This is a genomic window from Pedobacter sp. 05L430 (genome assembly GCF_056397585.1).
This window is the reverse complement of sequence record NZ_JBFTNT010000097.1, coordinates 1-14,442: the sequence shown is the minus strand read 5'-3', so window position 1 is coordinate 14,442 and position 14,442 is coordinate 1. Positions and strand designations below refer to the sequence as shown.

Genomic DNA, 14,442 nt, shown 5'->3' with positions numbered 1-14,442 from the left:
AGGTTGAGGTTCCAGGAATATTTGACGATTTAATTAATTCCTCCTGGGTTAAAAGACTTGGCCGGATTCATCAAAGCGGAGCAATCTTTTTGGTTAATCCAAATATTTGTCATACAAGGCTTGAACATTCTATAGGAGTAATGCTGTTGATAAGGCATCTGGGTGGTTCTGAGCTTGAACAAGTTGCCGGGTTGCTACATGATATTTCTCATACAGCATTTTCACATGTTGGCGATTACGTGTTTGATAACACTGAAGAAAACTATCATGAACAGGTTTTTGAAGAGGTGCTACATTCATCAGATATCCCTGAAATTTTATCATGGCATGGATACCATATAGACGATATTATTAAGGGTACTTTTAATATTCTGGAACAAGCAGCACCAAGACTTTGCGCAGATCGGTTGGATTATACTTTAAGAGATTCTTATCACGCCGGACTGGTATCACGAAAGGAAGTTAAAGATTTTATTAAACATCTTGGTGTTGAAGATGGAATAATTGTTATTGAGAATGCTGGTTTAAAGATGAAGAACCGTCAGCTAAATGCTTTAATTTAATTCCTTGCCAACCTTAATCCCCTATATGTTTTAATGAGCATTAGTGCCCTGAATGATGTGTGTCTTTCTTTTTGCGAAAAGTTAAATAGAATGCTGTAACCACAATAATTACTGCTAAAGTAACCAATACAATTGTTATTTGAAGACCCTCTGGTGACTGATGTTGTTCCATGATATTAAATTTTGGATGAAGTTAAAAATAAAATAATAGTTCAGCGAAAAAAATATAAAAACCCGGCCGCAAAATCTGCTAACCGGGTATAACTAACCATTAATTTATAATATGAATTATTCTTTCTTTTTTTCTTCGCCCTGAGTAGGAAGTTTAAATGTTTCGACCTTTTTATCTTTGTCATTCGGTTTTTGAACTTCAGCATCACTGGGTAACTTAGCAGAACCAGAAATTGATTTAGCTGTTTTAGCAGTTACATTAGTAGGGGTAGAGATAGATCGGCTACTCTGACTATAATTTTGGAATATCAACGACCTAAAATTCTCTTTTGTATACTGTTTCGGTTTATCGTCGTTCACCTTATTGTTTTGTGGATTTGCAGTCCCGTATTTGAGACCTGCAACATTACCTTTCTTTAGCTGCTCTTTTATACTTTCGCCCGATTTAAATTCCTGCGCGTTTACAGTTAAGTAACCAGACGCTACTAAGGCAATAACTGTTATGCAGCTTATTTTATATAATGTTTTCATGTTTTCGTCTTTAATATGATTATTTTATGCTTACCAGAACTTTGATTTTATTTATTCCTTGATTATCGTAACCTTCAAGTGCTTTTCCTAATACCTGGCCAATTTTAACTTTATCCGGATCAGCTTTCATTGCAACACCAGGGATAGAAGAGGTAACCAAAAGGTCACCTCTTGAAATCGCACCTCCCTCTAAACATACTTTTGTGGGTAATACACCTATTACACCCATTGGAATCTGACCTTTTAAATCGCTGTCTATATGTTCTTCTGTTAATAGTACTCCTGGCTTTGTGGCATACACACCTGCTACCAGACTTGAGTAAGGTGTAGCGGATTTTTCCACTGCCCTGTCTTTAGTGGTAGAAATGATCAGGATGTCGCCTGGTTCATAACTGGAGGTCAGACCTATAGTTTCAAATGATTCTGCAATATCAGCCCCGCCTGTTTGTGTACCACCATTAAAAAAACCTCTTCCTGCAGCATTAATACGTGCCACATTTACTGTTCCTGGATTACCACTTTTAAATACGGCTATATTTCCATTACTATGCTGTTCAACTGTTAGCACGGGATTAATATTTCCATCATTAAAATTAACAAGTCGTGCAGCTCTTCCGTTGCTGAAATTAGGAGTCCATGCAAACAGCGCATTTCCGCTACCATCGGCAGTGGTTTCAACTCCATCACCAGAATTGGATGCATTAGCTGTAACACCATTGCCATTTCCATCGGCAATAGCAATAAGTGCTGGTCCATTACCTGCAGGATTAGATGCGTGGAATAAACCTGCAAAACCTCCTGTGCCAGAAGAAAGTCCATATATCCCTGCGGTGCCAAAGTTAGAAAATATAGAATTTACTTCGCCCTTAACAGCAGGTGAGGTACCGGTTGTACGATCTACTTTAAAATTACCTGCAATACCGTTTCCGGCAGTAGTAACTGTAATAACATCACTTGTATTGTCTTCATTAAAGATGTTGAACCTGCCTGCTCTACCAGTTGCAAATGTAGGAACCCAGGCATAAAGTGCATTACCAGTACCGTTAACACTTGTTTCTACGCCGTTGCCTAGTTTTTCTGCATTGGCAGTTATAGCATTGCCATTTCCATCGGCTAATGAAACTAAAGCCGGACCATTTCCAGCTGGGTTTGAGGCATGAAATAAGCCTGCAAAGCCGCCTGTTCCCGAGGAAATTCCAAATAGCCCTGCAGCTCCGAAGTTTCCGAAAATTGTTTTCACTTCACCTCTTACAGCTGCCGATACACTATTTGTATTATTTACCAGAAAAGATGATGCATTACCTTGTGTATTGTCAGGGATATTTCCGTTACTGTTGGTTTCAACTTCTAGGGTATTCCCTGCAGTATTTGTTTGATTAACATTTTCAAATCTTCCACCCCGACCAGTACTGTTGTTTAGTCCAACTTGTCCAAAAACACCAATGCCATTACCTGATGTATTTGTTGCTATGAAACCTCTAACACCATAGCCACCTCCATCATTCCGCCCTACCACTGCGCCAGCTATATCGCTGGTTGTGCGGCCTACCACAGCTTCGCCAGCACCGTTATTATCCCCAAATATACCTGCGGATATTTGTTCCGATGTAACGCCGTGTACAGCAAAGCCTGATCCTGTGCTACTAAAAACGCCTTTTCCAGATCCTGAACTGGATACATTAATTGCAGTTCCATTACCTAATGTTGAGACATTTAATGCGTTGTTAATATTTGCGTTGTTAAATATTGCAATATTTGCGGGAATACCATTATTACTGGTGGCAGTGAGGCCTGTTCCTGTATTGCTATTAGCATATACACCTGTTCCATTACCGGATGCATTCCCATATACACCAAGGCCGCTAGGTGTTACCCCGTATACACCCCAACCGCTACCAGCTTGCGATCCCCATACGCCGATACCCAAACCGCCAGTGCCATTATTAATACCCCGTATAGCACTTGAAAAACCTCCGGGAGAAGTATTGGAGACAATGCCTCTTATTGAGGCTATACTAGAAGTTGTAGTAGCATTTGAACCTTCTATTGAAGTTCCATCTCCGTTATTATTAATAGAAAATAGGGTGCCCGGATTATTTTCATTTGCATTAAATGGCAATACAAAGCCTCCGCCACCTATAGCACTTGGAGCCCAAGATACACCGTTGAATCTTAATACATCATTTAACACCGGTGCAATCGGATCAATAGGTTTGGTTTGCAATTTTGCTACAACCGGACCTGGATAGGTTCCCGATAAATCGCCACTAGCAGCTACACCATTTATGTCGCCTGCCACTCCCTGAGGACCTTGTGGCCCAACAGGGCCAATTGGGCCTACTGCACCGGGATTACCCATAGCGCCTGCCGGTCCTGGATCCCCTTGATCTCCCTTGTCGCCTTTTAGGCCTTGGGCCCCAGCTGGGCCTACTGCACCGGCGTCTCCTTTGTCTCCCTTCATGCCTTGAGGTCCAATTGGCCCAGCAGGGCCAACAGCACCTGCTGGTCCGGGATCTCCCTGATCTCCTTTAATGCCCTGTGGGCCCGCAATACCTGCAGCTCCTGCTGGCCCAATTGGACCTGCGGGGCCCGTATCTCCTTTGTCACCTTTTGAACCGGCTATGCCCTGAACACCCTGAGTGCCCTGAGGACCGGCCGGCCCGGCGGGGCCAGGGTTCCCTGAAGCTGCGTATAGAGCATAGGGAACACTCATTAACTGAGTACTGCCTAATGCATTGTATGAGCCACCACCAATGGCGAGTTCAACCTTAGCGAACTGGTTGGCATTTTGCCATGGTATAGCAGTAAAGGCACCTGTACCAGGTGTTCCTTTACCTATTTGTAAAGTAAATAACCCTAATTGATTCGTATTTGCAGAATGTTCTTCCATATACTGAACCGGGCCATTCGCAGAACCTCCAAGGATGGAAATTTTGACCTTTACTGCCTGATTTGACAGGACGGTACCATTGGTATTCCTGGCAACTGCCTGGTAGTTTATCCCTTTAAAACCATCCTGAGCGCTGGCCCATTGTAGTCCTGCAAAAAGAATAAATACTAGAGTGAAAAATGTACTTCTCATAGTTTATGATTTTAAATGCGTTCTATTTTATTTGTTTGTTGATCACTTTTTAAGGTTTCAAGACATTGATTAATTTGCTGATAGTTTGGAGGCCCCGGGGGTAAAGCATAATGTAAATCGCATAGAATTTCTCAGCACATAGCGATCCTCGGTAGGGAATATATAGCTGATATCTATTCTTAAGGGATTGACATTAAGACCTATTCCGGCTGCCAGATGCTGTCTGTTGCCCTTTTCAGGATCTTCATAGAAATAGCCCGTTCTTATAAAAAAACGATTGTAGTAAGAAAACTCTAATCCACCTGCAATGGTGAACTCTGATAGTTCTTCTTTAAATCCTCCGGGTGCATCAAATAATGAAGTAAACAAAGCACTTGTGACACTTCTGTTGGGGTCTTTACCTTTTTCTATTTCAGTAGTAAAATTACCATCATTATCTTTTTTGTATCTTGGTGGGGTAGGCACCATTAATTTATTTATATCAAGCAAAATGGTAAGTCTACTTTCGGGAGCTRCATAAAAATTATAACCAGCGCCCACCCTTAGGTTCATAGGTAAAAAGCTGGTCTGGCTATCAGAATATTTAAGCTTAGTACCAATATTACTTAAATTTACACCCCAGCTAAAACTTCTTGAATAACGGCCATTTTGTAGTTCCCGATTCGAGTAAATAGATACATCGGCAGCAAAAGCATCTGTTGGAGTGAGCTCTAAATTATTGTACGTTCCTTTACCAATATCACTTCTAAAATATCGGGCGGTTAACGCCATCCCAAAGGTCTCACCGAATTTGCGTGCATAGCTGGCATCTATACTAAATTCGCTAGCCTTATATTGTTCTATGAGGCCTCCTGTTTCGTCTCTAAAAGCAATTGAGCCTAAATCCAGATATTTAACAGATAACCCCAACGCTTCTCTATCGTTTAATTGCCTGAATGCGGTAAAGTATCCCAGATGAGAATCTTTGCTGAGCTGTTTCATCCATGGGGTATACGATGCGCTAAAGCTCATTTTTTCGCCGAAGGTGATCTTTGCCGGATTAATGTATAAAGAATTGGCATCCACATCTAGTCCGGTGCCTGCCTCAGCTACTCCTGAGTTTCTGGCATCTGCACTTAGTAATAAGAAAGCAGCTCCGCTTTGGACTACTCTGTTGTCTTGCTGCGCAAAACTGTTCTGGCACCAACATACCAGACAAGCCAAAAGGCCTGTAGCAAGGTAAATGTTTGTTTTCATAAGTTTATTGTATAACCAGTTTCTCGGAATAGGTTCTTCTGCTAGCTTTGAGAACTACATAATATAAGCCCGAAGGATAACCACCTAAGGGTAAAATATAGTTTGCTTTGCCCGCCAGCATTTTTAATGAGATGTTTCTTACGGTTTGGCCTGCATTATTTACCAGTTGTATGTTCACCATATCGTCCATTACCAAATCAAATTCAAGTTTGGTTTGGCTGTTTGCCGGGTTCGGGTAAACAATAAAACCTGTTATAAGAGGAGCTTGTGGTTCGGGTGTGCTGCCATTAACTTCTGGTTGCTGGAAACCTTGTGTTACTAATAGGGGAGAGTTTTCTATGGCTGTTACCAGAACCTCACCTATGGTGTATTGGAAAATGGTATTGTTGATCTCTGCCGAGCCTCCTGCGCTGGCTATAACGGATCGTTGGAGTTCTGCTTGTTGCGCATTTGCGACAGCAGTAAAACTGAATATGCCAAATATTGGCAAATATCTTTTTTTCATCGAGAGAGGGATTAATTATAGATATAGCCAAAATTACAGATAAGTAATATTGGGTGATGATAGGAGTATGCAGGGTGTAAAAACTGTTATGTGAAATGCAGTTTTTAATTAGTAAACTGCGCGCTTTAGAATAAGAATATGTGTCGAATGTGCATCCTTCTGATGCAATACAAGAAGGGGTTATTAATCGTATTTTAACGCATCAACAGGATTTGCTCTGGCAACCTTAAAAGTTTGAAGGCTCACAGTTAATACAGCAATAAATATGGATAAAACAAAAGCAGTTATAAATGGCCACATATTCAGACCGATTTTATAATCATATTTTTGAAGCCAGCTTGTTGTTATAATATATGCAGCAGGAATTGCTATCATGTTTGATAGAATAACGAGTTTGATAAAATCCTTGTTTAGTAAAATAAGTATATCCTTTAGGTTGGCCCCAATTACTTTCCGGATACTGATTTCTTTGCTCCTCTGCTCGGCAATATACAGTGCCAGACCTAACAGGCCGAGACAAGATATAAATATCGCAAAGCCACCAAATACATTTGAAAATATACTCAGTAATTTTTCACTTTTTAATTTATCAGCAATCCTTTCACTCACAAAGTCTATTTGAAATGGATAATCTGGGTTTAGTTTTAGGCTTAGTTCTTTAATTTTTTGTGTAGATGTGGTTATGCTTTGTGATGGATTTAAACGCATAATGATAGTGCCTGGACTGGTCTCGCTATAAAAGAAAAGCAACGGACTTACTTTGGTTCCAAGCGATGAATAGTTGTAATCTTTCATTACGCCAATAACTGTGAATGTTTCGTTCCAATCGTCATTTTTTATTTTTGCACCAATCGGATCTTTAAGATTCATTGTTTTTACAGCAGTTTCATTTAAAATTACTTTGGTCGTATCATTGCCAAATTCTCTGCTGAAGTCTCTTCCCTGTAATATCTTTGCGTCAATTGTTTTGGTGAAATCGTAACCTGAAAATCTAAGTTGCATGGCTACTTGTTCGTTTTTTAGCTGGCCGGGCCATTTTATCTTTTCTGTGCTTACATAGTTGTTGGTGAGCCCGTTTGTAGTCTCTGTTGCAGAAACTATAGCTCCCGATTTAATTAATTCTGATTTGAAAAGCTGAAGTTTCCCAGAGTCTCTCAAAACACCCAGACGTCCAATCTGAACCAGGTTGTCCTTGTTGAAACCAAGAGGTCGGTTGTTCATATAGCTGATTTGATTTCGTACCACTATAGCACAAATGATCATGCATATTGAAAAACCGAATTGGATTACTACCAGTATTTTACGAATAGGCAACGAAGTTTTGCCTGCTCCTTTTATGCCTTTTAATATCTTAAGGGGTATAAGCGACGATAAATATAGAGCGGGGTAGCTGCCTGCGAGCAGCCCTGTAATTAATGTTAAGCCAATAAGTATAGCCCATACTTCATATGAACCATAATCTATTGTCAAATCAATTGCTAATAGATTGTTAAAGTAGGGAAGCACAGTTTCTAATAAAATAAAAGCGATAAGCAGCGCCATGAAAGACAAGAGGAGCGACTCTAATATGAACTGCCATGCAATAGATTGCCTGCTGGATCCAAGGGTTTTTCTGATCCCGATTTCCTTTGCACGTTTTTCTGATCGTGCGGTAGACAGATTCATGTAGTTAATGCAGGCAATAAATAGCACACAAACTGCAAGCAAAAGAAATAATTTTATTTGATCTATGCGGCCGCCTGAAAGTTCACCATTTTCAAACTGATCGTATAGATGGTTTTTTTTTAATGGAAAAAGAAAGAATTCTATATAGCTGTCATTTGTGTTTTGCTTAAAGATTTTTCTAACCTGTTGGTCTGCCGAGGCAAATTGTTGTGCATCTTTAAGCATTACTATAGTGTTCAAAGCGCCATCAGTCCAGCCCATTTTTTTATACCACGGGCTTTCATTTTCTAAAAATGCCCAGGGTATTAATACATCAAAGCGATAGGTTTGGTTTTGAGCATGATTGGCAATTACGGCCGTAACCATTAAGTCACTTCGGTTATCGTATCTTATCACTTTGCCAATAGGATCTTCCTCTCCAAATAAGATTTTAGCAGTTTGTTCAGTTATAATAGCTGAATTAGGAGTTGATAAGGCGCTTGAAGAGTCTCCCTTAATAAAATTGTAGTCAAATATTTTTAAGAAGGATGGATCTGCGAAAATCAGGTTTTTGTTGAATGCGTTGTGTTTATATCTAAATGGGCTTTCATCTCTTTCGGCCATTCTGCTTACCTGTTCTACACCAGGGACGGTTTGCATAATGGTTGCAGCAAGCTGATTTGGGGTACAATAAGCACGATTAGTGATAATGCGGTCGCTCATGATATCATTATCATAAACAGAGTAGATACGACCGATATTTTTGAATTGCTTATCGTAACTCCATTCGTAATTTACGTAGAGCAGTAATACTAAGCAACAGGTTAGGCCAATAGCTAATCCTCCGATATTAATCAGAGAAAACCCCTTGTTTTTCCAAAGGTTTCGAAGCGCGATTTTTAATGCTAAAAGGTACATGCCATTAATATTATTCAGCTTTAATTGCCTCAATAGGGCTCATCTTAGCAGCTCTAAATGCCTGAAAAAAGACAGTTGCAAGAGAGATGAGAAAGGCTAAAAAACCGGAGACTATAAAAAACCAAAGTTTTAAATCAATTCGATATGCAAATGAGTCTAACCAATTTTTGCCTAGAAAATATCCGATAGGCAAGGCAATTAGAATAGAAATGAGTACAGGTTTAGTGAAATCTTTAGACAGAATATAGACTACATTGAATTCTGAAGCCCCTAAAATTTTTCTGATGCCAATTTCTTTAAATCGTTTTTCGGCAGTGAAGGTGGCTAGTCCAAACAGGCCTAAGCAGGAAATTACTATTGCCAACATTGCAAAGTATCTTGATAATACTGCTACCCGGGTTTCTGCTACATACTGAGCTTGAAAATCCTGATCCAGAAATTTATAATCAAATGTATATTCAGGGTTGTATTGGGTATTGAATTTTTGAAGTTCTTCTATTACCGGCTTTATACTTCCTGCTTTTATCTTTACCATTACCCTGTTGGTGTGTGTAGGTTTATATCTGATAAACATGGGGCCAACTTTTCGATGCAGAGATTCAAAATGGAAATCCTTTGCAACACCAATGATCTGCATATCGTTACCCCACAGCTTAAAAATTTTACCCACAGGATCTTTTAAGCGCATTACCTTAATACCAGCTTCATTAATGATGACTTTAGAAGTATCAGAACCAAATCGTTCAGAAAAACTTCTCCCTGCGGCCATTTTTATTCCAAGGGTTTCTATCAAGCCTGCGTTGACATCTGCACGTTGAAATTTAACGACTTCTTTAGGATCTCTTCCTTCCCATCCAAAGTCGCCAAGGGTATAGCTTAAATCACCAAGTAGTTCCCGATCTATACTTGATGCATTTACAACACCATCTATTTTCTTTACTTCATTTATCACAAAATTTATATTGTTTTTAAGCTTGCCGTTTGTTTCAAAATACAATACGTTATCTTTTTTAAAGCCAGGATTAGATTTCTGTACATATTCAATTTGTTTATAGATGATAAGAACGGCTACAATCAGGATCACTGAAAAAGCAAATTGAAAAACTACAAGTCCTTGCCTTGTTAGCAATGCTGCTGCTGAAAGCTGAAGCTTTCCTTTTAGAGCTGCAGAAGGCTTAAGGCCTGAAAGATACAAAGCAGGATAACTACCGGAAAGTAAACCTGTAAAGATGGTTACACCAAGTATGGATAATATGAGTGTGGTGTTGAATTGTAAAGTTAAGTGTTTGCCAGTGATCTGGTTAAACTGCGGCAACATAAGCTCTACTGCCAATAGCGAAACAAATACGGCCATAATGGTTAGCAGTATCGATTCTGAAAGGTATTGCACGATTAATGATCCTCTTGGTGCCCCCATTACCTTTTTAACCCCAACTTCTTTTGATCTTCTGGATGCTTTTGCAGTAGAAAGGTTCATGAAATTGATACAGGCAATGATTAGAATAAAGACCGCAATAAGCGAAAATAGCCTTACATAGGCTATTCTTCCGCCGGCAACTTTGCCATTTTCAAATTGATTATGCAAATAGCTTTGGGCAAATGGCCTGATGAATAGGGTATAGTTTTTTACACCTTTTGTTTTTAAATAATTCTTGATTTTGGTATTGAATAGCTTGGGATCTGCATCTTTTTTAAGAACTACAAATGTGCTTGGGCCATAGTTTGTCCACTTGCGGTAACCGGAATTTCCTTCAGGGCCTAACAACACATCGTAAGAGACTAAAAAATCAAATTGCTCTGAGGAATTTGTGCCGATATCCTTAAAGACCCCTGAGATCAATGCATGGTTTTCGGCTTGCATTTCAGTATTGCTCCAAACCATTTCTTTACCAACTACATCTGTGCTATTAAACAGTTTCATAGCCATGCTTTCTGAAATAGCAACAGTTTTTTTACCAGAGAGTATTTCGTTTTTGTTGCCAGTAATCAGTGGGTAAGAAAATACTTTAAAGAAATCCGGTCCTGCAAATTTGCCTGCTGCTTTTATAGCAGGTTGATGATTTGCCGATACTTTACTCTGACCTAGCCAAAAACCCGGCGAGGTCGCAACTGCAGTTTCAACTTCGGGTATTTCTTTTGCCATTGTTTCGGCCAGAATTCCAGGTGTGCCCTCTACCGTTTGGACTCCATCTGTGAGGTGCTCATTCTGGATCACCTGATAGAGTCTTTCATTATGAAAGCGATCGATCTGTATTTCGTCGTTTACCCATAGGTAAATTAGTAAAGTACAGGAAAGCCCTGCACTCAGACCAATCAGATTGATGAAGAAAGAGCTTTTGTATCTCTTAAAGTTTCTGTAGATCAGCAGCAGGTGGTGTTTAAACATGGCCTTGTTATTTCGTGGGTTAATTCAATTGATATGCCAATACGAGGAAACCGATTTTAAGTGGGCCAGGACTGCTTAATTACCTTTTACTGTTCGGTTATGAACAGTTTATGTTCATATTTGAACAAAATAATTTGCGTAGTAAAATACACCTGAGTTACCACCACTTAAGAGGGAAAACAATTTTATCAACCGAGCCAACAATCATATCTGGTTTAAAAGCATAACGGCCAAGCTGGTTCTGATCAGAAATTCCTGATAAAACCAGGATGGTTTTATAACCCATTTGTATACCTCCCTGTATATCAGTTTCCATAGTATCTCCTATAACCGTTGTTTCTGCAGTTTCCAGGCCAAGGAATTTTCGCGCCGAACGCATCATAACCGGACTAGGTTTGCCTATTACAAATGCCTTTATTCCGGTTGCTTCTTCAATCATGGCTGTTGTGGCTGCAATGCCCAAATTGTTCCAACCTGGTTTTTTAGGGGAAGGATCTCTGTTTGTAGTAATAAATTTTGCTCCGGCCAGAATCATGTCAACTGCCTTCTGAACCATTTCCAGGGTAAAGTTTCTTCCTTCACCTAATACAACAAATTCCGGATCTGTATCAACCAGGGTAATTCCATTTTCATGTAAACTGGTTAATAAGCCACCTTCTCCCAGAACGTAAGCAGTCCCATTAGGACTTTGATCGCCAAGGAATTTACCTGTGGCCATGGCACTGGTGTATACGTGTTTCGCATCTACAGTGATCCCTAGCCGCTTTAGCTTTCTCACAGCATCAAGGCTTGTTCGCTGGCTGTTGTTGGTCATAAAAGCAAAGGGTATATCATTGTCAAGAAGATGCTTTATGAATTTATCGGCTCCAAAAATCATTTCTTCTCCACTGTAGATGACGCCATCCATGTCAATTAAAAGTCCTTGTTTCATAGGTGTTTTTTATTTATAAGAAAAATTGAAATCGTTACTGCTTCAATTCTCTTACTCAAAATTAATAATAATTATCAGTCATAATGCTGTTCAATATTAATTTTTAGGAACTAAAAAGAACAATATATAGGTTGTCGTGTTGTTATAATATACACCAATTGAATAATAGATGACAGAAAGACACACATATCAAACGGGAATTATTGGCAATTGCGCTTACCTGGCGCATATAAATAAAAACACTAATGTTGATTGGCTTTGCTGGCCAAGATTTGACAGCTCTTTCGTTTTTGGCGGATTATTGGATGAAAATAAAGGAGGAGAGTTCTCCATTCGGCCAAATGGCGAATTTACTTCGAGTCAGTTTTATCTGGAAAACACAAATGTACTTTGTACAGAAATAACCAATGCCGAAGGCAGGTATAGAATAACTGATTTTGCACCCAGATTTTATCAGCATGAGCGTTACTACAAGCCTTTAATGCTGATTAGGAAGATAGAACCTATTGAAGGAAACCCCAGGGTTAGGGTAAAATGCAAACCGGTTTATAATTATGGTTCGATAAAACAAAAAGGGCATCGTGGAAGTAATCATATAGAGTTTAACGGAGCTGACGAAGATATGCAGCTAAGTACCAATATCTCTTTGAGTTACATTGAAGACGAGAAATTTTTTGCATTAAATGAACCTAAATACTTAATCTTAACCTATGGACACGAACTGGATGCCCCTATAGTAAGCACCGCAGAACGATTTTTAAGAGAAACCATTAAATACTGGAGAACATGGATTAAGCACTCAACAATTGCAGGATTTTATCAGCACATGGTAATCCGCTCTGCACTTGTTTTGAAGATTCACCAGTATGAGGATACTGGGGCAATAATTGCAGCCAGTACAACAAGTTTACCGGAATCGCCTGGTAGCAAAAGGAACTGGGATTATCGATATTGCTGGATGAGGGATACTTATTACGTAATTACCTCATTAAACCATATTGGCCATTTCGAGGAAATGGAGAAGTACTTTAATTATATAACAGATATATCTTTTAGAGATGATGTGAGGTATCAGCCATTGTTTGGTATCGCCGGCGAAAGGATACTTACTGAGCGGATTTTGAGAAACATTAAGGGATACAAAGGCAATAAGCCGGTAAGAGTAGGTAATCAGGCTTATGAGCACATACAGAATGATATTTACGGGCAGGTATTGGTCTCTATGCTTCCGCTGTATACAGATCATAGGTTTATTTTTAGAGAACGACAGGATTCTACCCAATGGCTGGATTATCTGTTAGCTAAAATCGAACGCACTATTGATGAAAAGGATGCGGGTTTATGGGAGTTCAGGAATATAGCGAATATGCATTGTTACACCAATCTTTTTCAATGGGCGGGCGCTAATGCGGCTTTAAAAATGGCCAAAACCATAGGCAATAAGGAATATGAAGATAGAGCAACAGTACTGATCGAGAAAGCAGCACAGCATATAGAGGATTGTTATGATCCTGTTCGTAAGGTATATACGCATGCGGTTAATAGCCCGCATTTAGACGCAAGTACGCTGCAGCTTATTTTGATGAACTACCTTGATCCTCAATCTGAAAGAGCTAAAGATCACCTGATCGCATTAGAAAAGGAACTGAAAGCCGAGCGCGGTTTGTTCTACAGATACTTGCATACCGACGATTTTGGGAAACCCAAAAGTACTTTTCTGATTTGTGCCTTTTGGTACATAGAGGCACTGGCGTGTGTGGGCAGGGTAGATGATGCAATAAAAGAATTTGAATCAATTATCAATTATGCCAACCATTTACTGCTTTTTAGTGAAGATGTTGATGAAAATGATGGAAGTCAGTGGGGTAATTTTCCCCAGGCTTACAGTCATGTTGGGTTGATGAATGCGGCCCATCGTATTGCAATAAAGCTAGACAGGCCGATATTCTTATAATGTTTTATTTAGTAAGAGAACGAAGCATTTCTCTTACTTCTTTATAATCTCTAAGATAATAGCGGGCAGCAGATATATTGCTGCCCACTTTTATAGTATAGGCTTCTGGCGGTAATGCCTTAAATATATCTTCATCTGTATGATCATCGCCCAGGGCAATTATAAAATCGGGATTTTGATTGTATAACCAGTTTTGCGCAGCTTTACCTTTGTTTACTTCTATGTTTTTGAACTCTATAACCTTATTGCCCGGCATCATTTGCAAGCCTTTATCGGCAATGAACAGACGTAAATGATTTATGATCTCGTTGGCACGCAGTTCGCCCAATCCTTTTTCTACTTTTCTGTAATGCCATACTAAAGAATAACTCTTCTCTTCTATAAATGAACCCGGAGTTCTGTCTGTGTAGGTATCTAAAACTGCCTTAACCTCTTGTTTCCACTTATCTGTTAATAATGGAAGTGCTTTCCACTCTTCGTTAAGCTGCTTTTGCCAGGCACCATGTTCCGCAATCATATCC

General features: G+C 39.5%; 11 protein-coding genes. 2 read left to right on the top strand and 9 right to left on the bottom strand.

Features of this window, described 5'->3' with window-relative positions:
- On the top strand, nucleotides 1-563 hold a 563-nt coding region (locus tag AC1DG9_RS14330), incomplete at its 5' end, for an HD domain-containing protein (protein ID WP_477634781.1).
- 40 nt (nucleotides 564-603) lie between these two features.
- Here AC1DG9_RS14330 and AC1DG9_RS14325 read toward each other — a convergent pair.
- The 8 genes from AC1DG9_RS14325 to AC1DG9_RS14290 form a co-directional block, all read right to left on the bottom strand.
- Entirely contained in the window at nucleotides 604-735 is a 132-nt protein-coding gene (locus tag AC1DG9_RS14325) for a hypothetical protein (RefSeq protein WP_262889309.1), read from the bottom strand.
- A 116-nt stretch (nucleotides 736-851) separates the two neighbouring features.
- The gene (locus AC1DG9_RS14320) at nucleotides 852-1,265 is read right to left on the bottom strand and encodes a hypothetical protein (RefSeq protein WP_172663026.1); all 414 of its coding nucleotides are present in this window, start codon (nucleotides 1,263-1,265) and stop codon (nucleotides 852-854) included.
- A gap of 19 nt (nucleotides 1,266-1,284) precedes the next feature.
- Nucleotides 1,285-4,347 carry a collagen-like protein gene (locus AC1DG9_RS14315; protein ID WP_337716284.1) on the bottom strand — a complete coding sequence of 1,021 codons (3,063 nt, stop codon included), beginning with the start codon at nucleotides 4,345-4,347 and terminating at the stop codon, nucleotides 1,285-1,287.
- A 69-nt stretch (nucleotides 4,348-4,416) separates the two neighbouring features.
- Nucleotides 4,417-5,583 carry a type IX secretion system outer membrane channel protein PorV gene (gene porV, locus AC1DG9_RS14310; RefSeq protein WP_477634780.1) on the bottom strand — a complete coding sequence of 389 codons (1,167 nt, stop codon included), beginning with the start codon at nucleotides 5,581-5,583 and terminating at the stop codon, nucleotides 4,417-4,419.
- Between the two features lie 4 nt (nucleotides 5,584-5,587).
- On the bottom strand, nucleotides 5,588-6,088 hold the full coding sequence (locus tag AC1DG9_RS14305) for a T9SS type A sorting domain-containing protein (RefSeq protein ID WP_172663024.1): 501 nt from the start codon (nucleotides 6,086-6,088) through the stop codon (nucleotides 5,588-5,590).
- A 183-nt stretch (nucleotides 6,089-6,271) separates the two neighbouring features.
- Nucleotides 6,272-8,650: an ABC transporter permease gene (locus AC1DG9_RS14300; RefSeq protein ID WP_337716281.1), complete on the bottom strand. Its 2,379-nt coding sequence runs from the start codon at nucleotides 8,648-8,650 to the stop codon at nucleotides 6,272-6,274.
- A 10-nt stretch (nucleotides 8,651-8,660) separates the two neighbouring features.
- On the bottom strand, nucleotides 8,661-11,036 hold the full coding sequence (locus tag AC1DG9_RS14295) for an ABC transporter permease (RefSeq protein WP_288879382.1): 2,376 nt from the start codon (nucleotides 11,034-11,036) through the stop codon (nucleotides 8,661-8,663).
- Nucleotides 11,037-11,193: 157 nt separating this feature from the next.
- Nucleotides 11,194-11,967, bottom strand: a complete 774-nt coding sequence (locus tag AC1DG9_RS14290) for an HAD-IIA family hydrolase (protein ID WP_172663021.1) — start codon at nucleotides 11,965-11,967, stop codon at nucleotides 11,194-11,196.
- 169 nt (nucleotides 11,968-12,136) lie between these two features.
- Here AC1DG9_RS14290 and AC1DG9_RS14285 point away from each other — a divergent pair, with 169 nt between their 5' ends.
- On the top strand, nucleotides 12,137-13,921 hold the full coding sequence (locus AC1DG9_RS14285) for a glycoside hydrolase family 15 protein (RefSeq protein WP_172663020.1): 1,785 nt from the start codon (nucleotides 12,137-12,139) through the stop codon (nucleotides 13,919-13,921).
- A 4-nt stretch (nucleotides 13,922-13,925) separates the two neighbouring features.
- Here AC1DG9_RS14285 and otsB read toward each other — a convergent pair.
- Nucleotides 13,926-14,442, bottom strand: a 517-nt coding sequence (gene otsB, locus AC1DG9_RS14280; RefSeq protein ID WP_477634779.1) for a trehalose-phosphatase, incomplete at its 5' end; no start/stop codon positions are given.

Bases quoted from the DNA above. Each gene is read 5' to 3' on its own strand.
- AC1DG9_RS14325 (WP_262889309.1), bottom strand. From the start codon at position 735: ATGGAACAACATCAGTCACCAGAGGGTCTTCAAATAACAATTGTATTG.
- AC1DG9_RS14320 (WP_172663026.1), bottom strand. From the start codon at position 1,265: ATGAAAACATTATATAAAATAAGCTGCATAACAGTTATTGCCTTAGTA.
- AC1DG9_RS14315 (WP_337716284.1), bottom strand. From the start codon at position 4,347: ATGAGAAGTACATTTTTCACTCTAGTATTTATTCTTTTTGCAGGACTA.
- AC1DG9_RS14305 (WP_172663024.1), bottom strand. From the start codon at position 6,088: ATGAAAAAAAGATATTTGCCAATATTTGGCATATTCAGTTTTACTGCT.
- AC1DG9_RS14300 (WP_337716281.1), bottom strand. From the start codon at position 8,650: ATGTACCTTTTAGCATTAAAAATCGCGCTTCGAAACCTTTGGAAAAAC.
- AC1DG9_RS14295 (WP_288879382.1), bottom strand. From the start codon at position 11,036: ATGTTTAAACACCACCTGCTGCTGATCTACAGAAACTTTAAGAGATAC.
- AC1DG9_RS14290 (WP_172663021.1), bottom strand. From the start codon at position 11,967: ATGAAACAAGGACTTTTAATTGACATGGATGGCGTCATCTACAGTGGA.
- AC1DG9_RS14285 (WP_172663020.1), top strand. From the start codon at position 12,137: ATGACAGAAAGACACACATATCAAACGGGAATTATTGGCAATTGCGCT.